Source organism: Acidobacteriota bacterium, assembly GCA_016196035.1.
Taxonomy (GTDB): domain Bacteria; phylum Acidobacteriota; class Blastocatellia; order RBC074; family RBC074; genus JACPYM01.
Map to the genome: position 1 here is coordinate 44,352 of JACPYM010000033.1, position 24,465 is coordinate 68,816.

Here is a 24,465-nt window from a genome sequence, read left to right on the forward strand (position 1 = left end):
TACTGACTACTTCTTCCGCAAATACACTTTGCTGCGGTCGCCTTCGACAGAAAGGCGCGGGCCGCCGCCGTTGATGGTGCCTTCGATCAGTTCTTTGTTGAAGCTCTGGGTGGTGATGCCGAAATCGGTCTCGAAGGTTTCGCGGCGCCCGTTGCGCGCGCTGACCGCAAGGCCTTGCGAGGCGGGGAGGCGCAATTCGGCTTCGCCCCGGCTGACGTTGAGGCGCGAATCGCGTTCGAGCGCGAGGTCGTTGGCGCGCGTGTCGGTGCGGTCGGTGTTCAGCGCCAAACTGCCGCGCACATTGTCGAGTTGCACGTTGCCGCGATCCACTTTGATTTGCAGGTCGCCCGTCAAATCGCGCGCCGTCACTGGCGTGCGGTCGGTTTCGAGCGTGAGTCGCCCGCTGAAACCTTGCACACTGACGCGTGAACGGTCGGCCTTCAGCCGCAGGTTCAATGCGCGTGGTGCTTTGATTTCGTAATGGATGTGGGGAATGCTGCGCGACCAGCCGCCAAAATGCTCGGTCTTGTTCGGCACGTTGTCGAAGTTCGAGCGAATGGTGAGCGAGCGCGCATCGCCGCTGATGTCAATACGCGCGGCCTCGACGGCGCGGCGGCCATAGTCGGCGTCTTCGTTTTCAGGCGCTTCGATGCGCGCAAAAACGGCGACTTCAGGCCGCTCCCAGGCCGTCAGTTTGACACTGCCTTTGTCGGTCTCAAACACCAAGGTACCGCCCGGTTCAAGCGCGGCAGTCTGGTTGAATTCGCGGGCCTGCTGCCCCAGATGCCCGTTGACGACCCGCGCGCCGCAGAGTGCGACCAGCAACATTCCGAAGCCAATTAGTTTGCGCATTGCGATTCCTCCTAAAAATTTGGATGTCTTTCGGAAAACGAAAAGCTGATTTCAATTGCCAAGTGCCGTGCCAGAGCAGGCGCGGGCTAAGTCGTTGATTGCCTGTTGCGGCGCGTGAAGCGGCGCGGCAGAGGTGTTCGCTTTCGAGAATGGCGCATCCCAGATTCGCGCAAGCGGAATGCGCGCCTTGCCGCCCGCGTGAGCGTGTGTTTCCAAATTTGTGCGCCGCGAACAGTACGGAAAGCGCAGGCATCTTGCCTGCGCTTCCTAGGACTATTCATACCGCAACGCTACCAACGGGTCTACTTTGGTCGCGCGCCGTGCGGGAATAAAACAGGCGAACAGCGCGACGGACAGCAGCAACACTGCGATGGCCGCAAATGTCAGCGGGTCGGTGGCGCTTACCTCGAACAGGAAATCTTTCAGCAGCTTGGTGAGCAGCAATGACGCTCCTGCACCCAATCCGATGCCAAGCAGCGTCAGCGTCACGCCGCGTTTGAGAATCAGCGTGACAACAGCGCGCGGTTGCGCGCCCAGCGCCAGCCGCACGCCGATTTCGCGCGTGCGTTGCGTCACGCTGTAAGCCAATACGCCGTACAGACCAATCGCCGTCAGCAACAAGGCGGTGACGCCAAAGAGCGACAGCAGCAAGGTCGTGAAGCGCGGTTGCGCGACCGCTTCAGACAGATATTCCTCAAAGGTTTTGATCTCAAAGACGGGCAGCTCGGCGTCGAGCGCGCGCACTTCATTGCGCACGGCGGCGACCAGTGCGTGCGGCTCGTTGGTCGTGCGCAGGGCGACGCTCATGCCTGCTTGCGGGATTTGCGTGTGGGCCAGATAGCATTCCGCGCCAGAAGGCTCACCCAGGCTGGCGTGGCGCACATCGCGCACGACGCCGATGATTTCGCGCCAGGGCATGCCGCGGTCGTCGCCTATGCTGGGTTGAATGCGGCGGCCCAGCGGGTTTTGGTTGGGGAAGTTCCGGCGCGCCAGGGTTTCGTTGACGATGACGACGTCGGTCGCGCCGCGCTTATCGCGGGCGTCGAAATCGCGGCCTTGCAGCAACTCGATGCCCAGCGTGCGAAAGAAGCCCGGTTGCACGATGCGCAGGTTGGTATCGTATGGGAAGGGCCGATTCGGGTCGCTCGGTTCGCCTTCAATCGCCAGTCCGACATCGGCGTTGTTGCCGCTGAGCGGCAGGGTAAAACTCGCGCTGGCTTGTGTCACACCGGGCAGGGCTTTGAGGCGTTCAGTCAGGTGCGCATAAAAATCGCTGACTTGCTGCGGTTCTTTGTAGAGCGCATCGGGCAGGCGCAAACGGAAGCTGAGCAGGTTGTGCGGATCGAAGCCCGGTTTGACCTGTTGCAAGCGCCAGAAGCTGTTGAGCAACAAACCAGCGGCCAGCAATAAACAAAAGGCCAGCGCAACCTGGGCGACGACCAGCGTGTTGCGCAAACGGCTGCCGCTGACACTGTCGCCCGCGCCACGCGCGCCGTCTTTCAACGCCGTGGTCAAGCCGGTCTTGATCGTTTGGCCCATCTGCCAGGCCGGGGCGAGGCCAAACAGCACACCGGTCAACAGCGAAACCAGCAAGGTGAAACCGAGCACGCTCCAATCCAGCGTGGTCTCGGCGACGCGCGGCAAACCCGGCGGCACGAGTTTCAGCAATGCCTCAGTGCCCCATAACGCCAGCAATGCGCCGAGCAAGCCGCCGCCGATTGCCAATAACATACTTTCGGTCAGCAATTGCCGCAGCACGCGGCTGCGTTGCGCGCCGAGTGCCGCCCGCACGGCGATTTCGCGTTGGCGTGTGGCCGCGCGGGCCAGCGCCAGATTCGCGACGTTGGCGCAGGCGATCAGCAAGACACAGCCGACGGCGGCGAACAGCGTCCACAACGCCGCGCTGACATCACCGACGATGAATTTCATGAAAGGCACTGTGATTACGCCGACACTGTTATTGGTGTCGGGATATTGCTTGGCTAACTGCTCGCCGATGCGGCTCATCTCGGCCTGGGCTTGCGCCAGCGTGACGCCGGGTTTGAGCCGCCCGAGCACATCAATCCAGTGATTGCCGCGTTGCACAAAACGCGGCACGCGGCCTTCGCCTTCCAGCCCGGCGCTGATCCACAATTCGGCGGTTTCGCCCGTGACTGGAAAACGAAAGCCCTGCGGCATGACGCCGACAACAGTGAAGTTGACGCCGCCCAACAACAACGTGCGCCCGGCGATTTGCGGATCGCCGTTGAAGCGGCTTTGCCAGAGGCCGTGGCTCAGGATGACGGAGTGTGCGCCAGGCTGTTCCTCTTCGGGCGTAAATTGGCGGCCCAATTGCGGTGCAGTGCGCAACAGCGTGAGCAGATTCGACGTAATCAACACGCCGTTCAAGCGCACGGCCTCGCCCATGCCTGTGAGGGTAAAACTGCGGTTGCTGTATGCTGCCAGCCCTTCAAACGTCGTTTGCCGCGCGCGCCAATCCACGAAATCGGGCCAAGTCGAAGCGAAGCCGCTCGTGCTGTTGCCGCGTTCATCGGTGCTGCGTACCGCGACCAGGCGCTCCGGTTGGGCATAGGGTAGCGGGCGCAAGAGCACGGCGTTGATGACGCTGAACAGCGCCGTATTCGCGCCAATGCCCAGCGCGAGTGTGGCGATGGCGATCAAGGTAAAGCCCGGCGTTTTCAGCAACGTGCGCCAGCCATAGCGGACATCCTGCCAAAAAGTATTCATAGTTTCCTCTTCACTCATGCAGAGCAGAGAAGCAACGCGCTTCTTTGCGAAATCGCCATTGAGCCAAATGCCGTGCCAGGTATGTGTTGCCCTAAGTGCTTCATTTTCGGCGGCGGTTGGGCCGTGGCGCGCCCGCCGATTGTGCGGTTTTGGGAACGCCCGATCCCATTTGCGAAGTTGGCGCGTGTGCCCTTGCGTGTGACAGCCGTTGCATTACAATCCGCCCGGCATAGGGAATCCGGTGTTCGGCGTCTTGAACTAACTTGTACTCGGCAACTCAACGTTTCAAACAATTCACACGGCCTTAGTCTCGCCGTGCCTTCCTTAGGAGGTTATGCATGAAAGCCATTCCGTCTCGCTCACTGTGGGTACTGTTGTGCGTGGTCACAGCCGCACTCTGTTTCGCCACACTCCATCACGTCGCCGCTGCTGGTCAGCGCAAAAGCGCAAAGGCCAAACCCAAAGCAAAGCTGGCCCGCGCCACCAAACCAAAATTGCCCGCAGGTAAGGCTGCCGCTGCGGCTAATAACGCTGCTTCAGAACAATCCGCGCGCGCGGATGCCAACGCGCCACTGGCTGAAATCCTGCCGGCTGATGGCGCTGACACGCGCGCGCTTGCGGGCAGCGAAACCGATACTGAAAAAGAGCGCGAAGGGAAACGCGCTGATGAGCCGGACAAAGCGCTGCAATACTTCCTGCAAAAACGCCTGCCCGAAGGCGAGACGGAGTTGCCGGTGGAGCGGTACTTCAGCGCGTTGGAAGAGATGAAGCAGATGCCGCTGTATTCCACGGCGGAGCACCGGCTGGTGGCCGCGCGCGCAAACGAACGCAAACTCGCGCCCGAACAACAACAGCTCGGCGCGTGGACGGCGCTGGGGCCGGGCAATATCGGCGGGCGCACGCGCGTGATCCTCGTCAATCCGCAAGAGCCGAACATCATGTATGCCGCAGGTGTGGCGGGCGGCGTGTGGAAATCCACCAATGCCGGACAAGCCTGGACGCCGCTGACCGATATGCTCGCCAACATCGCAGTCAACTCAATGGCCTTCGATCCCAAAAATCCAAATGTCATTTATGCCGGGACGGGCGAAGGGTACTTCGGCTTCGGGCATATACGCGGCGCGGGCATGTTCAAGACCGTCAACGCGGGCCAAAGCTGGACGCGGCTGACGAACACGGCCAACAACGCGAATTTTTATTATGTCAATGATCTGGTCGTCAGCGCGGTGGACAGCAATCGCGTTTATGCCGCGACGAATACGGGTGTCTGGCGTTCGCTGGATGGCGGCGAAACCTGGACGCGCGTGCTGGCGACAACGATAACGGGTGGTTGTCTCGATCTGGCGGCGCGCACCGATCAGCCGGGCGACACGGTGTTTGCCGCCTGCGGCACGCTTGATCAGGCGACCGTGTATCGCAAGACCGATGCCGAAGCCGCCGGAAGTTGGGAAGTCGTCTTGAATGAAACCGGCATGGGCCGCACCGTGCTGGCGCTTGCGCCCTCGAATCAGAACGTGGTGTATGCCGTGACTTCGGCCTTGACGGGCGCGTATACCGATGCGCTCTATGCGTTCTTCCGTTCAGAGACAGGCGGTGCGCCGGGTTCGTTTGTCGCGCGCGTGCGTAACACCGACGCCAATCGCGTGAATACCTCGATTCTTTCGTCCCAGCCGCCTTTTGGGACGGCCCTCGAATGCAAGACCAGCACGGCCAATTCGTTTGGCGGGCAAACCTGGTGGAACCTGGCGCTGGCGGTTGATCCGCTGGATGAACGGCGCGTTTGGGTCGCCGGTTCGGACTGGGCGCGGTCAGATGACGGTGGCGCGAATTGGGGCTACGCGGCTTTTGCGTATGAAGTGGTTGCTGGGTCGCTGGTGTATGGCAAGCCGAATCAATTGCATCCCGATCAGCACACGCTGGTCTTTCATCCGCAATACAACGGCACGACCAACCAGCAGATTTTTGTCGGCAACGACGGCGGCATCTGGCGCAGCGATAACGCACGCGCCGCCGTTTCGACCGGGCCGCTCGCGCTGTGTCAACCCGAAGCGAACCAAGTACGCTGGACATCGCTCAACAACGGTTACGCCGTCACCGAGTTTTATCACGGCGTAGTCCTGCCGGATGGGAAATCGTATTTCGGCGGCACGCAGGACAACGGCACCGTGCTGGGCACAGACGGCACCGGGCCGAATCAATGGAAGCAAATCATCCTGGCCGATGGCGGCTATGCGGGCGTGGATCCCAACAATCCCAACGTCTTTTATGCTTCGACGCAAAATGCCGGCTTTCGCAAATCCACCGATGGCGGCGCTTCGTTCTCGTCGGCGACTATTGGCTTGAGTCTGACGGCAGGGCAATTCATCACGCCGCTGGCGGTGGATCCCAGCAATGCCTTGCGGCTGTATGTGGGCGGCGACATTTTGAATCGCAGTGATAATGGCATGGCAACTTGGACGAATGCCGGATCGTTGCGGAGTCTCACCTTGCTGACCGACACGATGACGGCGGGCGCGGTTGCGCCGACAGACTCGAACCAGGCGCTGTTCGGGATGAACAGCGGCTACATCCTGCGCACGACGCGCGCGCTCGCGCTCGGCCCGCTCACGCCGCTGTCTTCCGCGATTGAAACCGCCGCGCGCCCGCGCACAGGCTTTGTTTCGTGGCTCTCTTTTGATCCGAACGACCGCAACATCGCTTACGCAACCTATGCGACCTTTGGCGGCACCCACGTCTGGCGTTCGACCAACGGCGGCCAAACGTGGACTGGCCTGGATGGCACAGGCACGGCGGCGATTCCAGACATCCCGGTGCATTGCCTGGTGGTGGACACGTCAAACTCGGCGCGGTTGTATGTCGGGACGGATTTGGGCGTGTTCGTCTCAAACGACGGCGGCGCGAATTGGGCGGTCGAAAACACCGGCTTTGCCAACGCCGTCACCGAAGCGCTGGCGCTCAATACCGTGGGCGGCATCACTTCGCTCTATGCGTTTACGCACGGGCGCGGCGCATTCAAAGTGACGGCGAATATGAGCGGCTGCAACTTTGCGCTCGCCCAATCCGGCAGCACGGTGGCGCAAGCGGGCAGCGATTTGACCGTCAACGTCAACGTGACGCCGGGCGGTTGCACCTGGAAAGCCGAGAGCAATGTGCCGTGGATTACCTTGCAACCGGGCGCGGGCGGCACGACCAACGGCACCGTTGGCATGAAAGTCACGGCGAATAACAGCCTCGCCACGCGCAGCGGCACGGTGGCGATTGCCGGGCGCAGTTTCACCGTGACGCAAGCGGGTTTGCCCGATATTGATTCACCGACTTTGCGTATCACCTTGCCGGCAACGCCAACGGTGAATACGACACTGGGCGCGCTCAACATTGCGGGCACTGCGGCGGACAATGCGCGCGTCGTGGCAGTGAGTTGGCGCTCGAATCGCGGCGTGTCGGGCACCGCGACCGGTACGACGAATTGGGCGATTGCCAATGTGCCTGTGTTTAGCGGGCGCAATGAAATCACCGTGACGGCAGCGGATGACGCAGGCAATGTCAGCAGCGCCGGTTTGCTGGTCGTCAACGGCATGCCCGCGAGCGTGCTCACCACCGTCGTGGGCACTGGCGCGACCGCTTACAACGGCGAAAACATTCCGGCGGTGGCCGCCAATATCACCAATCCGTCGGGCACGCTGTTTTTTGATGGCGGCGGGAATTTTTACTTCGGCGATTTCAACCTGGCGCGCGTGCGCAAGGTTTCGGCCAGCGGCTTGATCTCGACGCTGGCGGGCACGGGCGTCGCCGGGTTTGCGGGCGATGGCGGCAAAGCCACAGATGCGCAAGTCGCCCAGCCACGTGGGGCCATCGCGGATCGCAACGGCAATGTTTATGTGTTGGATTCGGGCAATCAACGCATACGCTTCGTGACCGCCGCGACCGGCGTTATCACGACCGTCGCGGGAAATGGCGCCACGGGCTTCAGCGGCGATAACGGCCCGGCCACGCAGGCGAGTTTTAACTTCGGCGGCTTGGGCGCAGTGGCGCTGGATGCGAATGGCAATCTGCTCATCGCCGACAGCAGCAACAACCGCATTCGCCGCCTGGCCGTTGACACCGGCATTGTCACCACAATCGTCGGCACCGGCACGGCGGGTTTCAGCGGCGACAACGGCCCCGCGACGGCGGCCTTGTTGCGCAGTCCGCAAAGTCTGTACTTCGACAAGGATGGCAATCTGTTTTTCGCCGACAACGGCAACTTCCGCATTCGCAAAGTCGCCACCGACGGCACGATCACGACGGTGGTGGGCACCGGCGTCAGCGGCATCGCGGGCGATGGCGGCCCGGCGCTCACTGCCACCATCGGTTCGGTGTTTGGCATTGCGCTGGACGCCGGCAACAACCTTTATCTTTCGGACACGACCAACAATCGCGTGCGGCGCGTCAACGCGGCGGATGGCGTCATCAATCTCGTCGCGGGTGGCGGCGCAACCGGCTTCACCCCGGACGGCGCGGCGGCCATTGGCGCGAGCCTCTCGCTGGCGCGGCATCTGGGCGTAGACCCGCAAGGCTTCCTGTACATTGCCGAAGCCAACAATTTCCGCATTCGCAAACTCATCAACGGTGTGCCCAACGACACCACGCCGCCCACGCTTGCCATTACGAATCCAGTGACGGGGCCGACTTACACCGCGCCGAACGCCGCGCTCAGCTTGAGCGGTACGGCCAGCGACAACGGCTCTGTCGTAGCGGTGCGTTGGAGCAATGATCGGGGCGGCAGCGGCGCGGCGGCGGGCACTACGAACTGGCTGATCACAGGCATCGGCTTGCAACCGGGCCTCAACAACCTGACCGTGACCGCCTGGGATGTCAGCGGCAACACGGCCAGTGCGCAACTGGCGGTTACTTATACGCCCGCGCAAGTCGTCGTGACGGTGGCGGGCACCGGTGTCATCAACAACACAGGCGATGATGGGCCGGGCACGGCGGCGACGCTCTTCCAACCGCGCGGCGTGGCCGTGGATAGCAAAGGCAACGTCCTCGTGGCCGATACGCAAAACCGCCGCGTGCGCCGCATTGCGCCCAATGGCGTCATCACCGCATTCGCTGGCACAGGGCTGATCGGTTCGAGCGGCGATGGCGGCCCCGCGACCGAAGCCACGCTCAACTTCCCCAACGTCGTGATTGTGGACAAGGCTGACAACGCTTACATCTGCGACCAACTGACGCACCGCATTCGCAAGGTCGCGCCCGACGGCAAGATCAGCACCATCGCGGGCACGGGCGAAGGCTTCGGCGGCTTCGGCGGTGATGGCGGGCTAGCGACGCAAGCGGTAATGAATAACCCGGTCGGGCTGGCGTTGGACAACGCTGGCAATCTGTTTGTGGCGGATCGCTCGAACTATCGCATTCGCCGGATTGACGCGCGCACCGGCGTCATCACGACCGTCGCGGGCAACGGGCAACTCGGCGGCGCGGGCGATGGCGGCCCGGCTACACAAGCCGAATTGAATCTACCCTCCGGCGTGGCCGTGGATGCGGCGGGGAATGTTTACATCTCCGACACCAACAACCAACGCATTCGCCGCGTCAGCGCCGCCGATGGCCGCATCAGCACCATCGCGGGCACGGGCACGGCGGGTTACAACGGCGATGGCGGCCCCGCCACCAGCGCGTTGCTCAACCTGACCTATCCGGGCACGCTCAGTATTGATGCGGCAGGCGATTTGTATGTGGTGGATCGCGCCAATCATGCCATCCGCAAAATCACGCTCAACAACGGATTGATTTCAACCGTGGCGGGCATTGGTGTCGGAGGCTTCAACGGCGACGGCACCGCGCCGACAGGCACAGCGCTCTCATTCCCCTCCAGCGTAGCCTTTGACGCGGCGGGCAATCTGGTCATCGCCGACAGCGGCAACAACCGCATCCGGCGCGTGCGTCCGGCTGCGGCAGTGCGCGCGCTGGCAAATGTTTCCGCCGCCAGTTTCACGCCCGCCAATGGCCTGGCCGCCGAAGAGATTGCCGCCGCCTTCGGCGTGAATCTGGCGAGTGCGACGGTGGCGGCTTCAGTATTGCCGTTGCCGTTCACGCTAGCGGGAACGACGGTGCGCGTGCGTGACAGTCTGAGCGTCGAACGCCTCGCGCCGCTGTTCTTCGTCTCCGCCGATCAGCTCAACTATCTGGTGCCGAGCGGCACGGCCAACGGCCCTGCCACCGTCACCGTCACCAACGGCGCAGCCGAAGTCGCGACCGGCACGATCAACATTGCGAATGCCGCGCCCGGTCTCTTCAGCGCCAACGCCACGGGGACGGGCTTGGCCGCCGCCGTCGTCTTCCGGCGCACGGCAGCCGGGGTGGATAACTTTGAAGCAGCGGTGCGCTTCGACGCGGCCACCAATCGTTTTGTGGCTGTGCCGATTGAGCTGGGGCCGGAAGGCGATCAGGTCTTCCTGATTCCCTTTGGCACCGGCCTGCGCGGCTTGACCGGCTTGGCGAACGTGCAAGCGACCATCGGCGGCGTCACCGCGCCCGCGCTGTTTGTCGGCAGCGTGCCCGGCCTGGTTGGCGCCGATCAAGCCAACCTGCGGATTGACCGCAGCCTGCTCGGACGCGGCGAAGTGGACGTCGTGCTGACCGTGGATGGCAAGACCGCCAACACGGTGCGTGTGGCGATCAAATAAGCAGTGATTTGGTAAAAGAACAACTGGGCCAACTGACACCTGAATCCTCTGGAGAACAAAATCATAATTCAGGTGTCAGTTGGCCCAGTTGTTTGAAGCGGGTATGTATTCAGCGCGCCGCAGAACCGGCTCCAGCGGAGCCAAATGTTTATAGCACCCGTGTGGCGATTGATTGCAAGCTCCGTTAGGAGCGGCATCTGCCAGATGCCGCTCCTAACGGAGCTTGCGCATTACGAACTATCAAATCTATAAACATACCGCGCCGCTGGCGCTAAAGCCGTGCGGACACTGGTCGCGCATTGCCTTTTCACTCAAGCCGCCGATTTCAAAAAATCCAACAGCGCCGCCGTCACTTCGGCAGGCCGTTCCATTGGCACCCAATGCCCGGCACCTTCCAGCAAGACTTTGCCGCGCAAATCCACCAGCCATTTGTCCATCGCCGCCAGCGCGCGGCCTCCGTGGAATTGCAACACCGGATCGAGCGTCCCCGCGATGAAAAATGCCGGTTGTTGAATCCGTCCGGTTTCAACGGCATCGAGTTGCGGCGTCAGCGCGACGTTGCGGTCAATGTTGCGGTACCAATTCAACGGCCCGCGAAAACCGCTCTGTTCGTATTGGGCGACGTAATAATCCAAATCCGCCTCGGTCAACCAGCTTGGCAATTCAGCCGGATCGGTCATGCCATCCAGAAACTTTGCCGTGGCGGGTTTGCGCCCGCCGCGTTGGCCGGGCGGATTGTCGCCGGAGACCGTGAAATAGATCGTGCGCAAACTCTTGCGCACATCAGCTTCGAGTTCGGCTTCGGCCACGCCGGGCTGCTGGAAATAAACCATGTACCAGAAATTGTCGCCGTAAAATTCCTGCCGGGTCAGCGTGCCCGCGCGCCAACGCGAATACGGCACGCTCAAGCCCGCCACCGCCCGCACACGCTGTGGCTGCAACAGCGCCGTATGCCACGCCACCGGCGCGCCCCAATCATGTCCGACGACATAAAACTGCTCGTGCCCCAGCGCCGTCGCCAAACCCGCGACATCGTTGGTCAATTCGATGATGTTGTAGGCTTCGATGGCTTCCGGTTTGTCACTGCCGCCGTAACCGCGTTGGTCGGGCACGGCGACTTGAAAGCCAGCAGCGGCCAGCGGCGCGATTTGATGCCGCCACAGATACCAACATTGCGGCCAACCGTGCAGCAGGATGACGAGGGGGCCGCTGCCTGTAACGACGGTGCGGAGGCGGATGCCGTTGGTCTCGATCATTTGAAAGTTGGGTTCTTGCATGCTGCTCCTCGTGTTTGAAAGTCCTGGTTATACGTCTGAGAAATACGGTGAGCCGGTAAAACTGGGCCAACTGTTGTTGGAACGGCGCAGAGTATAAGCTGGCAAGGAAGCTCGCTCAATCACTTTGCCGCCGCGCTTCGTTTGTGGGAATGAGCCATCCCACAAACGGACAGGCACAAGCCTCCCTTGCCGCCGCCTTCACCACATAAATTCCGCCATGCAAACAACTAAGCTGGTCGCCACGGCTGGCACGCCGTTTGGATAGTTGTGCCAGACCGCCCTGCGAAAAGTAACAAGCGAAACCAGCAACTCGGCAGCGCCTGGCGTCGGACACGTTCCGGCACGGGGCTGTCCACACGAATGGAGCAGCACGATGAATGTTTTCTGGCAAGACTTGCGTTATGGCCTGCGGATGTTGTGGAAGAAGCCCGTCTTTACCTTGATCGCCATCCTCACGTTGGCACTGGGCATCGGGGCGAATACGGCAATTTTCAGCGTGGTCAATTCGATTTTGCTGCGCCCGCTGCCTTACCCGGAGCCGGAACGGCTGGTGCTGATCAATCATGATTATCCGCTGATCAAGTTGAAAGCCTCGGTCTCGGCGTTTGGTTATCGCCACTACCGCGACAATGCCAAATCGTTCGAGCACATCGTGGCGTTGAGCAACAACAGCTACAACCTGACGGGCGGCGGTGAACCGGAGCGCCTCAATGCGGTCAACGTCACCGCCAATTTCTTCCCACTGCTGGGCGCGGCGGCGGCGCAAGGGCGCGTCTTTTTACAGGATGAAGAACAGGACGGGCGCAATCGCGTCGCGGTGTTGAGCGAAGCCTTTTGGCGGCGGCGGTTTGGCGGGCGCGCTGACGTGCTGAATCAGCCGATTACGCTCAACGGCGAAAATTACACGGTCATCGGCATCATGCCGCCGTCGTTCGGCTTCGGCAAAGAGATCGGCTTCAGCACCGACCTCTGGCTGCCGCTGACGTTTCCACCCGCTATTTTGACCTCGGACAATCTGACCAATGAATTTTTGTTCGTGCTGGCGCGGCTGAAAAACGGCACGAGCTTCCAGCAGGCACAAGGCGAATTGGACGGCCTCGCCGATGGCTTGCGCGCGCAATACCTGCAAGGCGCGACGCGCCAGAATTGGGGGCTGACGATGCAGCCGTTCAATGAATTGATTGTCGGCGACATTCGCACGCCGCTCTGGATTTTGTTGGGCGCGGTCAGTCTGGTCTTGCTCATCGCTTGTGCCAACGTCGCCAATCTGCTGCTGGCGCGCGCGACCGAACGCCACAAAGAGATTGCCATCCGCCTTGCGCTGGGTGCCGGGCGTGGCCGCGTTGTGCGCCAGTTGCTGACCGAAAGCGTCATCCTCGCGGTCATCGGCGGATTGTTGGGCCTGGGCCTCGCCGCTTGGGGCGTAGACCTGTTGAGCAAGCTGGAACAGTTGCGCGTGCCGCGTATGCAAGAGATCGGCTTGGACGCGCGCGTGCTGCTTTTCACGCTGGGCGTCTCGTTGTTGACGGGCGTGATCTTCGGTTTGGTGCCTGCCTTGCAAACGACGCGCGCTGATTTGCACGAGACGCTGAAAGAAGGTGGACGGCAGGGCGCGAGTCTGTCACGCGGCTGGTTGCGCAGCGGCTTCGTCGTGATCGAAACGGCGCTGGCGTTGATGCTGCTGGTCGGCGCGGGCTTGTTGCTGCGCAGCTTCTGGCATTTGCAGCAGGTGAGTCCGGGCTTTGAACCGCAAAATCTGTTGACCATGAATCTGTCGCTGCCCGATTACCGTTACCCCGAACCGCAACAGCGCGCGACCTTTTACCAACAGGCGCTCGAACAGATTCGCGCTTTGCCGGGCGTGCAATCCGCCGGGGCGACTTCGAATCTGCCGTTGAGCGGGAATAATTCCAGCGGCAGCTTCCGCATCGAGGGCCGCCAGGTCGCGCAAAACGAATCGCCGCCGCACGGCGACCGCTGGGCGGTGACGGCGGGCTATTTCGAAACGATGAAAATCCCGCTCATTCGTGGGCGCTTCTTCGAGCAACGTGATTCAGCCGATGCGCCCGCTGTGGCAACGCCCAACGTCGTCGCGCCAGCCTCGGCAGCCCCCAGTGTGGCAATCATTGATGAAGAGTTGGCGCACAAGTACTGGCCGAATGAAAACCCCGTCGGCAAGCGCATCACGTTTGAAGGGCCGCGCGACAATCCGAAATGGCGCGAAATCGTCGGCATCGTCGGCCACGTCAAACACCGCAGCCTCGAAGGTGAATCGCGTGTGCAGTATTACCTGCCGCATCCGCAACGCGCCCAGGCCGGCATGAATCTCGCCATTCGCACCGCCGGTAAACCGACCGATCTGACCGGCGCGGTGCGTGGCGTGATTGCCGGACTCGACCACGATCTGCCCGTCTTTCGCGTCAACACGATGGAACAATATGTTGCTGATTCGATGACCTTGCGCCGCTTCACCATGACGCTGCTCGGCATTTTCGCCGTGCTGGCCCTGGTGCTGGCGACGGTGGGCCTTTACGGCGTGTTGTCCTATTCGGTCACGCAACGTTCGCACGAAATCGGCATTCGCATGGCGCTGGGCGCGCGCGCCGGAGACGTGCTGCAATTAGTCGTGCGGCAAGGGATGGTGCTGGCCGGGTCGGGCATCGGCCTCGGCTTGCTGGGCGCGTTCGCACTGACGCGCGTGATGAAGACTCTGCTGTTTGGCGTGGGCGCGGCTGATCCGCTGACTTATCTGGTAATCGCTGGAGTGTTGGCGGGGGTAGCGTTGTTGGCGTGTTGGCTGCCCGCGCGGCGCGCGACCAAGGTAGACCCGATGATTGCATTGCGCTACGAATAAGTAAACTTCCGGCTTCCGGCCTGGACAGATGGTTCAACGGTCTGAGGTCTGAGGTCTAAGGTCTGAGCCAGCCACGCATCAAAGGCGAGCAGCACCTGGAATTCGTCTTCGGACTGCAACCGGTTCAGATATTCCGTCAGCAGTTTGTTGGTCAACAGCGGCAGCGCCAGGCTGGTTTCGCGTTTGACGTAGCGTTTGCGCTGCAAGTGATAAATCGTCAGCGCCCGGCCATCGTAGCGCCAGATTTCAGGCACACCCAATTCGACATAGATCGGAAATTTATCGAGCGAATCGTGGTGGATGTCTATTTCGACGGCGAGGTCAGGCGGCGGGTCAACGGCGAAATCGAGTTGAATGCGCGGGCCGAGCCGGTCGGCGCTTTGCACATAAAAGCAAGCATCCGGTTCTTTGCCGACGCGCTCGGGGCGTTTGCGCATGGTGGCTGAACCGAAGCCGAGTATCTTGAGGCGCAGCCGCAGACTGATGGCGGTTACCAGTCTTTCGGTAAAGCGCACGTATTTTTCGTGTTGGGCAGAGAGTGTCATGGCGCAGAGCGTTCCTTTGTCAAAACTGAGGCGCAGCCCCGCCGGTTCGCCGACTTGCGTCAGCAGTTCCTCGTACTCTTCCCAACTCACGTTGTGAAAGGTGACAGTCGTATCTTCGGGCAGCCGAGCGACGATGTCGTAATAGCTGGCCGGTGCTTTGAGTGGCACAGTGGCGGCGGTAGTTGGCGCAGTGGCGGCGGCAGTTGGCATAGTCATAAGCGTAAACTTGAGCTTGAAATTTAAGGCGGCGGGATTTTAGACCTGCCTGCCGCTTGATTCAACTATTGGTTCAACGGATTCAACGGAGAAGACGCAATGGAAACATTCTGGCAAGACCTGCGCTTTGGTTGGCGGCGCTTGAGCAAAGCGCCCGGCTTCACCTTGATCGCCGTGCTCACACTCGCGCTGGGCATCGGGGCGAACACCGCGATTTTCAGCGTCGTTTATGGCGTGCTGTTGCGCGCCTTGCCGTACCACGATGCCGAACGGGTTTTCGTCGCCAACATCTCGCCGCCCGACTTCCGCGATTTGCAGGCGGCCAATCACAGTTTCGATAAACTGGCGCTGTGGGCGTCGAATCAATACAACACGACCATCGGCAACGAGACGACGCAGATGTTGGGCGCGATTGTCACACCGGAATTCTTCCCCTTGCTGGGTCAACCTAGCGTGGGGCGTGCCTGGACGGCTGCCGAAGAGCAACAGCCGTTGGCCGTCATCAGCTATGACCTCTGGCAAAGCCGCTTTGGTGGACGCACAGAAGCGCTTGGCCAAATCATCAAACTTTACGGCGAACCGCACACTATCGTCGGTGTGATGCCGCCGGAGTTTCAATATCCGACCAGCAAATTCAAACTCTGGACGACCTTTGGGTATGCCATGACCAAAGCCGCGCGGCAGATGGAAAACCGCGACTTCCGCATCTTCCGCGTAGTCGCTCATCTGCAACCCGGCGTCTCGCCTGAACAGATGCGCGTTGAAACCGAAGCCCTGTCGCAACGCCTGGAACAGCAATATCCCGACACCAACAAAGGCTTCGTGCTGCGCTTCCGCCGGTTGCCGGACGTCTTGATTGGCGAGGTGCGCCAAGTGCTCTGGGTTTTGCTGGGCACCGTCGGATTGGTGTTGCTGATTGCGTGCGCCAATGTCGCCAACCTGACGCTGGCGCGCACGACAGCCCGCGCGCGTGAACTGGCGATTCGTGCGGCGTTGGGCGCAGGACGCAGTCGAGTGTTGCGGCAATTGTTGACCGAGAGCCTCCTGCTCGCCGTGTTGGGCGGCGCGCTGGGCGTCTTGCTGGCGCTGTGGGGTATCGAATTGCTCAAACAACTCAACCCCGGCGAGCTGCCGCGCCTGACGACGATTGGCATCAATGCGCCGGTGTTGCTGTTCACGTTGGCCGTCTCGATGTTGACCGGCGTGGTCTTTGGTCTAGCGCCAGCCTGGCAAATCGGGCGGGCGAATGTGAATGAGACCTTGCGCGCGGGCGGGCGCGGTTTGGCGGGCGAAAGCAAAGGCGGACGTTTGCGCAACAGTTTGGTCGTGGTCGAAATCGCTCTGTCGCTGGTGGTGCTGGTGGGCGCGGGCTTGCTCTTGCGCAGCTTTGTGCAACTGACGCGCATGGATGCCGGTTTCAAACCCGAGCAGTTGTTGACCGCGAATCTAGGCTTTGTGCAAATCAAAGACGATGCGCGCAAAATCCGTTTGCAGCGCGCGGCGCTCGAACGGATCGCGCAAATCCCTGGTGTCAAAGTCGCGGCTGGCAGTACCGGCTTGCCGCCGATTACGCCGCAACGCGGAATTCGTTTTGCCGTCGAAGGGCTGCCCAACGACAACGCCGCCGAACGCGGGGCCTATTTCATCGCCGTCAGTCCAAACCTTTTCCAAGCGTTGGGCACGTCCTTTTACGCAGGCCGCGATTTCACCTGGCGCGATGACGCCCAGGCGGCCAGACCCATCATCATCAATCGCACGCTGGCTACGCGCCTCTTCCCGAATCAGAGCGCGTTGGGCCACCGCCTGCAATTGATCAATCCCGACCAGCCCAAGGATTGGCGCGAGATCGTCGGCGTCGTGGGCGATGTGCATTACGACGGCTTGGCCGACACGGGCGAAGCCGCCTTGTATGTGCCTTTCGCACAAGCCCCGATGATGTGGAATTACCTGATGATCCGCACGGCCACCGCGCCAGACGCTTTGCGCGAAAGCATTCGCCAAGCTGTGACGGCGCTCGATCCGCAACTGGAACTCGCCGATTTCAAACCGATGGAAGCGCTGGTGGCCGAATCGGTCACGCAGCCACGTTTTTACACACAACTGCTTGGCGCGTTTGCGCTGCTGGCGCTGGCCCTGGCGGCAGTCGGCATTTACGGCGTGATTTCCCACGGCGTCGCGCAACGCACCCACGAAATCGGCATTCGCATGGCGCTGGGCGCACAAACCCGCGCTGTGTTGCGACTGGTGTTGGGGCAGGGCATCAAGCTGGCTTTGTTGGGCGTCGCGCTGGGAACGCTGGCTTCGTTATGGCTGACGCGCTTGCTGGCCAATCAATTGTTCAAGGTCAGCGCGACCGATCCGCTGACCTTCGTTGGCGTCGCGCTGTTGCTGACGCTGGTGGCGTTGCTGGCGTGTTACGTCCCGGCACGGCGGGCGGCGCGCGTTGATCCATTGATCGCGTTGCGTTACGAATAGGCACGCAACGAAAGCAAGTCGGGGTTCGCCAGCATCCCTGATTCTGCTGGCGAACCCAGAATGTCTGACAAGCTGCCAGCTTGTCGGCGGCTTCGACGGTTCCCAGCGCCGGGTTTCTGCCACGCTTACGACAAGCTGGCATCCTTGTCATTACCCACATTTTCCGGATTTAGCGGTCTTTGCTTTTGGCCCTGAAAGGGCCGTGGATATTAGCCGGTGGTGAAACCACCGGGAACGAGTGGCATAACATTGCACCCCGGCAGGGGTGCCGGACGTAGCGTCAGGTCACGAAATCCACTGCCGGTCATGTCTCGTCCCGCGCCCCTGCCGGGGCGCAAAGGCAATAACGACAAGCCTCCGGTGTTTTCACCACCGGCTAATATCCGCCGCGCCTCGGCACTCCTATTTCAACATTGCCTCGCGCCAGCGCCGCACGCTCGTCATATCCAACCGCTCGCCTTTGAATTCGATCTGCTTGACCGCTTTCTTGCCGCCATCGCTTTCGCGTTGCAACACGCTGCTGATTTCCATCCAGCGCACGTCGGCGAATTCCAGCTTGTCTTTGCCGAGGGAGCGTTCCTCGTCTGTCGCAAACGTCCCAATGACTAGCATCACGGGATGCGGTTGTTTCAGCCAGTAATCCACCCAGCGCGGTTCCTTGATCTTGAACATCTCGCGGCCATCTTTGTTTTTCCGCAACCACGAATTGCCGCATTTGAGTTGCAGGTAGAGCCGCCGCCCGGTGCCTTTGCCGTCGTCGTCGGTGAACTCCAATTCCATGTCAATGCCTTCGTCTTCGGTCGCCGGAATCTCGAAGCATTTCTGGTCGGCGCTGGCGATGCGGGCGGCGACTTCGAGCGCGAGCAATTTGCCCTTGCGGCGTGAATCCAACCGACTAGCATCCACGGCTTGCAATACCTCAACCTGCTCCCGCACCTCCGCACTGGCGAACAATCGTTCCAGGTTATCCCACAGCTTGAATTGCGTATCGCACACATCACAAACCACCGTAGCCTGATCCCGCTTGGCGAGCAGCTTTTGCATCTGCGCTTGCGGGTTTCCCTTCGGCGTGTGGCACTTGGGACAAACGTAATGTCTCAGCCGTTGCACCGCTTCGCACTTGCCTTGCAGGTGCGCGTCAATGTAGTTGGCGAAAATTACCTGTTCCTGTTTGGTCACGCCCGGCGCGAAATAGACGCTGATGTCGCCGTGGCTGGCGGCTGCGCGGGTGAGCTTGATGCCCATGTGATGCGCTCCGGCGAGCGTCGCAAAGTCCGCCGCATCGCGCCACAGTTCCTTGAGCTTGCCCAAGGTTTGGAAGACTCGCTGTCGGCCAGCTTGACCACCAGCGTGGCATAAATGTCATCCAGATAGCCTTGCACCGCGTAGCTCACAAACACCGCCGGATGCTCGACGACCGCCGGGCGTTCGCGTCCGCAATGGCTGGGGAAGACGAGTTTGTCGCCCTGGCGCAAACACAGGCCGCGTTCTTCCAGTTGCCGTTCCATTTCGCGCAACACGACGCGTTCGTCGGCTGCGTCCAGGCGTTTCATTTCCGCGATGTTGCCGTCGCGTTCGACCGTCTGAAACAGCAGCCGCCCTTCGGCGATGCTGCGCAACGGCAAGCAGCCCAGTTCGGTCGGGTCTTGGCGCAGCGTGCGGATCACCGCCTGCGCGTAGGCATTGACCCACTCCGGTTGCAGCAGGACGAACGTGCCGTAATCCAACTCCTTCACCGCGCCGGGGCCGTCCAGCAAGCCGATCACCGTTTGCAGCGTCGCGTCATCAAAGCCATGCAGCCATCTTCTTCGCTATTTCGTAACTATCTGGTTAGCACTGTTGATGTATCGGCCACTGGTGTTGATCATTGCAGAGTGAAATTAAAGCTTAGGATTCCCTGTACTCCCACCAATACCCCGTCTACTTTAGTAGGTTTAAACATCCACTTCCTAGCTGCTTCCAATGCTGCGTTTCGTAATAGCGGATGACCGCTAATGATTGAGGCATCAAGAACATCTCCTTCATCAGAAACTAACAATTGCACTTGGACTAAACCTTGAACTCTGGCGGATTTGGCAATTGTCGGAAATTGGGGCTGCACTTTCTTAATCGCACTGTCCTGTAGGACATCACTGGAAACTTGAATGATGAGATTTTGTTCGCGTAGCTTCTTTATCTTTCGTTCTCTTCTTATTGGTTCTTCGGCTTCAGCCTTCGCCTTAGCCGCTTCTCTTCTTATTGCTTCTTCAGCTTCAGCCTTCGCTTTAGCCGCTTCTCTTCTTATTGCTTCTTCAGCTTCGGCCTTTGCTCTGATCTCCACTCGAGTCATTTGAACGCGCCCGTTGCCCTTGCAAGTTTGACAGACGTTGGTTACGTCGTAGCTTTTATCCTCGCTCCTCGTTCCGCTGCCGCCACATACAGAACAATTTTTCCAACCCGTGCCTTTACATAGCTCGCAATTGAATGAATCCGAACGATTATGAGGAAACCCAACAGGAAATGAATATTTACCAGTACACTGTACAATCCCGCGCCCAGCGCAGTTGTAACACCTGACTTCCTCATATTTGGAGACGTGCTCATGGGTTTTGCCAGAGCCATTGCAGACGGGGCAGGTTTTGAACTGCGCCGCCGGTTGAGCTGCTCTTGGAGCACTGCCGCCTGTCCTTCTTTTTTGGGCGTTCGTTGAACTGCTGAGGATGAGCAGGCTCGACAAAAGAAGTAGAAAGCCTGTCATCACAACGATCTTGGTTTTGCGAATGGTCATAGTTCCCTCAATGAGCACCAAGTGAAAAGCGAAGTTGCGGCTATGATGCCAACCCCTTCCAAATAGTTTTTGATTACTGCATGCCACACACGACAGTGAAGCGCTGAGCGTTTGACGGCTTCTCTCAGCGCCAGCGGCGCGGCATGTTTATAGCTGCGGTGCCGCGTAGCCCCCAAGCTCCGTAGGAGCGGCATCTGCGGCACATTTCGCTCCTACGGAGCTTGGGGAAGCTTCGTGCCTCGTGGCTATAAACATTTGGCTCCTACGGAGCCGGGGGTGCGCCGTCCTCAAGGAAATCGAAAACGTATTTATCCTCAAACGCGATGTCGAAATTGCGCAGCAATCCCAGATATTCATTCTTGAACGACTTCTGCTGATGGTGGCTTTCCTGATTCTGGATATAGCGAATCACCGTATCCAACTGCGAATGCCCGTAGGAAAAAGCGCCAAAGCCTTCCTGCCAATGAAACTTGCCGCGAATCCAACCCTGTTCGTTGATGAACTTCGATGAACCGGCTTTGATGTCTCTGACCAAATCAGACAACGCGATGCTGGGTTTCAAGCCGATTAGCAAATGTACGTGATCGGCTACGCCATTGATTTGCAGCAGCTTCTGCTCTTGATTGGTAACGATGCCGGTCATGTATTTGTAAATCTCTTCTTTGTGTTCAGGCTGAATCAGGCATTGCCTGCCTTGCACGGCAAAGACTACCTGAATGTAAATCTGCGTGTAGGTGTTAGCCATCTCGTCGTTGCTCCTTTCGTTGGCAAGCTGTCGAGTGAATACCTGTCGTCAGCGCGAAGAAATATACACCGCTTTGGTGGGAGCGTGAACGGTGCAAGCACGTTCGATGTACGGCAATTCCGCCAGCGACTCTTTGATGGGGGCCGCGTCGAGCCGCAGCGGAATGAAGCGGCGCGCCTGGTTCAGCGGGTCGCGAAACCGGAACGTGCCCGCTTCCAACTGCGCCCAGTCGGAGCCGAACGCCTGCGCCGACATGCACAGCACCAGCACGCGGGACTGCTCCAACCCTTCCTCGATCTTCGCCGGAATGCTGTCGCCGGGCTTCAATATCCATTCATCGAACCACACGCGCAGCCCGTCCGCCCGCAACCGCTCGGCGACGGCGCGCACGATGTCTTTGTCTTTTGCACTGTGGCTCAGGAATACGTCGTAGTTGAAATCATCGGCCATTGGTTTACCTGGGAATGCGAGCGTCCCGCCCGCTGGGAAACAAAGTTGTGGCGCGCTCCTTTGGTAGAAAACGAAATTGGGAAACTACTGGGAGCACGGGAAGGCATCAGTACTGTACGGGGAGCGTGAGCGACCTGCACTTTGGCGCGCTCACGACTTGGCGTTCTCTCAGCCCGTCTCTGACCGAGGCGCAGGTCGCTCACGCTCCCCGTACCGTAGCCTGGCGCAAAAACACCGCGATCCATTGCATGATGACGGCTTCATCGGTCGGCTGGCCCAGGCTGTCCAGCGCCTGTTGCGCACGTTCATCGCCAATGCGCGCGCGGCGGTCGTGCAAGAGGGCGCGGCTGTAATCCGCCGTGAATTCGGGGTGCGCCTGGATGCCAAGCATGTGTGGGGCAGCGCGAAACATGGCGACGGGGCAATGGGCGCTGCGGCCGAGCACGACGGCGTGGGCGGGCAGTTCCAACACTTGATCTTGGTGCATGTATTGCAACCAGCATTGGCGTTGCGGCGGCTGCATCCATATTTCAGGGGACTCGGCTTGCGTGATTTCGCAGGCGTGCACACCCACACCCCAGCCGCTCGGAGCTTTGGCTACGCGGCCACCGAGTGCTTCGGCCAGCATCTGGTGCCCGAAGCAGATGCCGACATACGGCTTGCCCGCCTCGTGTATCTGGCGCACAAACGCTTTCAGCCGGTGAATCCACGGCACATCGTCATAGACCGAAAAGCGCGAACCGGTCGTGATGTAGGCCGCGCATTCATTCAACGCCGCAGGCCATTCGTCAGCGCACACGGCAAACGGCGTCAGCGTGATTTCCGGCGCATGGCGTTGGAACAGCGCGCCAAACATTGCTGGATAATCGCCCGCGCTGTGCTGGAAGCGCTCGGCAACGTGGTCGCATTGGAGCAAGCCGATGTTCATAAAAAATTGTCCGGCGTTATTAACCAATCAGAGCGTGATTTTCAGCCCCAACGGGGCGCGATAGGAAAGCCCAGGGCATCGCCCTGGGAAAACTCGTGGCGGCGGACAAACCCTGACAGGGCGAAATACGAGTTGACGTGTTGAGTGAATCTGAAAGCGACGTAGCCACAGCGTCTCAGTGTCTGAAAGAGCTCCGCCGGTGCCACAAATTTCAATTCTTCCTGGTCAACTATGCGCATCAACCTTGGCGATTATTGCGCCCTTTCAGGGCTTGTCTTGTTGGCGGTTGCGTTCCCAGGGCGTTGCCCTGGACTGTCCTATGACGCCCCGTTGGGGCTTGCACAGACGGTGTCGAGACTTACAACTTCAAGCGCAGATGGAATGACTTGGGCCGCGTGAACGAATCAAACCCCAGCCGCGATAATGTGCAACCGCGCCCCGAATCTTTGACGCCTGCCCACGCCAGCGCCGGGTCTAGGTAATCGCAGCGGTTCATATACCAGGTGCCCGTTTCGATCTGATCGCCGATGCGTAGGGCGGCTGCGACATCCGCTGTCCAGATCGAAGCCGTCAGGCCATAGCGGCTGTCATTCATCAACCGGATTGCCTCTGCGTCATCGCGCACTGCCAGGATGCCGACGACGGGGGCGAAGGTCTCTTCGGCCATCACCAGCATCGTGTGATCTACGTTGACCAAGACTTGCGGCGCCAGATACGGCGTGCCGGGTTGGCTGGCAGAGAAGTCGCGCTCGTCAATCAACGCCTGCGCGCCTTTTTGTACGGCGTCGGCGATGTGGGCGCGCGCCTTGTCGGCGGCTTCAGTGCGCACCATTGGCCCCAGCGTCGTCGCGGGATCGAGCGGGTTGCCGAGTTTGTATGCCCGGGTCAATTCGACAAAGCCCGCGGCGAACTGGTCGTAAACATCCTGCTGCACATAGATGCGTTCGATGGCGCAGCAGGACTGGCCCGAATTGAACAGCGCGCCATCCACCAGATTTTCAATCGTCGCGTCGAGTTGCGCATCGGCGCGCACATAGGCTGGGTCTTTGCCACCCAGTTCCAGGCCCGTCCCGATGAAGCGCGTGCTGGCTGCGCGTTGCACCGCGTGGCCGCCCGCAACCGAACCCGTGAAGGCGACAAAATTGATGCGCGCGTCGGCGATGACTTCGGCGACTTGCGCGTGGTCAATGTGCAGATATTGAAAGACGCCGTCGGGCAAGCCGGCGGTGGCGAAGGCTTCGGCGTAACGTTCGGCGACGAGCGGCGTTTGCGGCGCGATTTTCAGAATCACACTATTCCCAGCCAGCAACGCGGGCACGACCGCATTGACCGACGCCAGCCAAGGGTAATTCCACGGCGCAAGCACAAGCACCGTGCCGAGCGGCGCGCGGCGGATGAAGCGCTGGAAATTCTCTTTGGGTTCAATGGCGATGTCGGCGAGTTCGTGTTCGGCGATGTCGCACAGGTACCGGATGCGCTCGTTGAAGCCGCGCCGCAATTCAAAGGGCGCATAGACGATGGGACGGCCAATCTGGCGCGTCAACTCTTCGCCCAACACATCGGCGTGTTCGACGCACCAGGCGGCCATGCGGCGGCAAATGGCGGCGCGTTCGGTGATGGGGACGTGCCGCCATTCGCGTTGGGCAGAGACGGCTTTGGTCAGCGCGGCATCAATTTCCGCGCTTGAGGCCAGTGGGCGTTCGACATAAAGGGTGCCATCAATTGGGCTAATCGTTTGTTGAATGGGTTGGTTCATGATGGTGATGTTTGAATATTGACGCGCAGCGTCTTTGGAGTGCGTGCGGCACAGGCCGCCGCTTTGGTACCTCCTTGGCACACCACAAGACAAAGGAGTGCCAAAGCGGCGGCCTGTGCCGCACGCACTCCAAAGGCTTCGCCATGCTTGTGTACAAAGAAAACGCGGTGATTATCCAATGCGCCGCCTTGTCCCGCAATTGACG

At 60.4% G+C, this 24,465-nt stretch carries 14 protein-coding genes; 3 read left to right on the top strand and 11 right to left on the bottom strand.

Annotated elements, in window-relative coordinates:
* Positions 1-6: 6 nt before the first annotated feature.
* Together HY011_11360 and HY011_11365 are read right to left on the bottom strand one after the other, a co-directional pair.
* Positions 7-852 carry a DUF4097 family beta strand repeat protein gene (locus HY011_11360; protein ID MBI3423526.1) on the bottom strand — a complete coding sequence of 282 codons (846 nt, stop codon included), beginning with the start codon at positions 850-852 and terminating at the stop codon, positions 7-9.
* A 273-nt stretch (positions 853-1,125) separates the two neighbouring features.
* Positions 1,126-3,579, bottom strand: a complete 2,454-nt coding sequence (locus HY011_11365) for an ABC transporter permease (protein MBI3423527.1) — start codon at positions 3,577-3,579, stop codon at positions 1,126-1,128.
* A 338-nt stretch (positions 3,580-3,917) separates the two neighbouring features.
* Here HY011_11365 and HY011_11370 point away from each other — a divergent pair, with 338 nt between their 5' ends.
* Complete coding sequence (locus HY011_11370) at positions 3,918-10,247, top strand: hypothetical protein (protein MBI3423528.1); 6,330 nt, start codon at positions 3,918-3,920, stop codon at positions 10,245-10,247.
* A 311-nt stretch (positions 10,248-10,558) separates the two neighbouring features.
* On the opposite strand, the gene HY011_11375 is transcribed toward HY011_11370, so the two are convergent.
* Complete coding sequence (locus HY011_11375) at positions 10,559-11,524, bottom strand: alpha/beta hydrolase (GenBank protein ID MBI3423529.1); 966 nt, start codon at positions 11,522-11,524, stop codon at positions 10,559-10,561.
* 373 nt (positions 11,525-11,897) lie between these two features.
* Here HY011_11375 and HY011_11380 point away from each other — a divergent pair, with 373 nt between their 5' ends.
* Positions 11,898-14,378, top strand: a complete 2,481-nt coding sequence (locus HY011_11380; protein ID MBI3423530.1) for an ABC transporter permease — start codon at positions 11,898-11,900, stop codon at positions 14,376-14,378.
* Here HY011_11380 and HY011_11385 read toward each other — a convergent pair.
* Positions 14,369-15,139 carry a Uma2 family endonuclease gene (locus HY011_11385; GenBank protein MBI3423531.1) on the bottom strand — a complete coding sequence of 257 codons (771 nt, stop codon included), beginning with the start codon at positions 15,137-15,139 and terminating at the stop codon, positions 14,369-14,371. The genes HY011_11380 and HY011_11385 overlap by 10 nt on opposite strands.
* Positions 15,140-15,238: 99 nt before the next feature.
* Between HY011_11385 and HY011_11390 the strand changes: the two genes are divergently transcribed.
* On the top strand, positions 15,239-17,614 hold the full coding sequence (locus tag HY011_11390; GenBank protein MBI3423532.1) for an ABC transporter permease: 2,376 nt from the start codon (positions 15,239-15,241) through the stop codon (positions 17,612-17,614).
* A 402-nt stretch (positions 17,615-18,016) separates the two neighbouring features.
* Here the strand turns inward: HY011_11390 and HY011_11395 are convergent, their stop codons facing one another.
* The 7 genes from HY011_11395 to HY011_11425 all read right to left on the bottom strand — a co-directional run bounded on the left by HY011_11395 (position 18,017) and on the right by HY011_11425 (position 24,260).
* Positions 18,017-18,859 (bottom strand): DUF4365 domain-containing protein, encoded by an 843-nt coding sequence (locus HY011_11395; protein ID MBI3423533.1) that lies wholly within the window; start codon positions 18,857-18,859, stop codon positions 18,017-18,019.
* On the bottom strand, positions 18,790-19,380 hold the full coding sequence (locus tag HY011_11400; protein MBI3423534.1) for a hypothetical protein: 591 nt from the start codon (positions 19,378-19,380) through the stop codon (positions 18,790-18,792). Before HY011_11400 ends, HY011_11395 begins: the two co-directional genes overlap by 70 nt.
* 98 nt (positions 19,381-19,478) lie before the next feature.
* Positions 19,479-20,381, bottom strand: coding sequence for a TonB family protein (locus HY011_11405; GenBank protein MBI3423535.1), 903 nt, complete (start codon positions 20,379-20,381; stop codon positions 19,479-19,481).
* Between the two features lie 262 nt (positions 20,382-20,643).
* The gene (gene tnpA / locus HY011_11410; protein MBI3423536.1) at positions 20,644-21,126 is read right to left on the bottom strand and encodes an IS200/IS605 family transposase; all 483 of its coding nucleotides are present in this window, start codon (positions 21,124-21,126) and stop codon (positions 20,644-20,646) included.
* A 48-nt stretch (positions 21,127-21,174) separates the two neighbouring features.
* Positions 21,175-21,576, bottom strand: a complete 402-nt coding sequence (locus tag HY011_11415; protein ID MBI3423537.1) for a toll/interleukin-1 receptor domain-containing protein — start codon at positions 21,574-21,576, stop codon at positions 21,175-21,177.
* A 199-nt stretch (positions 21,577-21,775) separates the two neighbouring features.
* A complete protein-coding gene (locus tag HY011_11420) occupies positions 21,776-22,504 on the bottom strand; it encodes a type 1 glutamine amidotransferase (protein MBI3423538.1) in 729 nt (242 codons plus the stop codon).
* A gap of 358 nt (positions 22,505-22,862) precedes the next feature.
* Positions 22,863-24,260: an aldehyde dehydrogenase family protein gene (locus tag HY011_11425; GenBank protein ID MBI3423539.1), complete on the bottom strand. Its 1,398-nt coding sequence runs from the start codon at positions 24,258-24,260 to the stop codon at positions 22,863-22,865.
* Between the last annotated feature and the right edge of the window lie 205 nt (positions 24,261-24,465).

Coding starts and splice junctions, on each gene's coding strand:
- HY011_11360 (MBI3423526.1), bottom strand. CDS start 852: ATGCGCAAACTAATTGGCTTCGGAATGTTGCTGGTCGCACTCTGCGGC.
- HY011_11365 (MBI3423527.1), bottom strand. CDS start 3,579: ATGAATACTTTTTGGCAGGATGTCCGCTATGGCTGGCGCACGTTGCTG.
- HY011_11370 (MBI3423528.1), top strand. CDS start 3,918: ATGAAAGCCATTCCGTCTCGCTCACTGTGGGTACTGTTGTGCGTGGTC.
- HY011_11375 (MBI3423529.1), bottom strand. CDS start 11,524: ATGCAAGAACCCAACTTTCAAATGATCGAGACCAACGGCATCCGCCTC.
- HY011_11380 (MBI3423530.1), top strand. CDS start 11,898: ATGAATGTTTTCTGGCAAGACTTGCGTTATGGCCTGCGGATGTTGTGG.
- HY011_11385 (MBI3423531.1), bottom strand. CDS start 15,139: ATGACTATGCCAACTGCCGCCGCCACTGCGCCAACTACCGCCGCCACT.
- HY011_11390 (MBI3423532.1), top strand. CDS start 15,239: ATGGAAACATTCTGGCAAGACCTGCGCTTTGGTTGGCGGCGCTTGAGC.
- HY011_11395 (MBI3423533.1), bottom strand. CDS start 18,859: ATGGGCATCAAGCTCACCCGCGCAGCCGCCAGCCACGGCGACATCAGC.
- HY011_11405 (MBI3423535.1), bottom strand. CDS start 20,381: ATGACCATTCGCAAAACCAAGATCGTTGTGATGACAGGCTTTCTACTT.
- tnpA (MBI3423536.1), bottom strand. CDS start 21,126: ATGGCTAACACCTACACGCAGATTTACATTCAGGTAGTCTTTGCCGTG.
- HY011_11415 (MBI3423537.1), bottom strand. CDS start 21,576: ATGGCCGATGATTTCAACTACGACGTATTCCTGAGCCACAGTGCAAAA.
- HY011_11420 (MBI3423538.1), bottom strand. CDS start 22,504: ATGAACATCGGCTTGCTCCAATGCGACCACGTTGCCGAGCGCTTCCAG.
- HY011_11425 (MBI3423539.1), bottom strand. CDS start 24,260: ATGAACCAACCCATTCAACAAACGATTAGCCCAATTGATGGCACCCTT.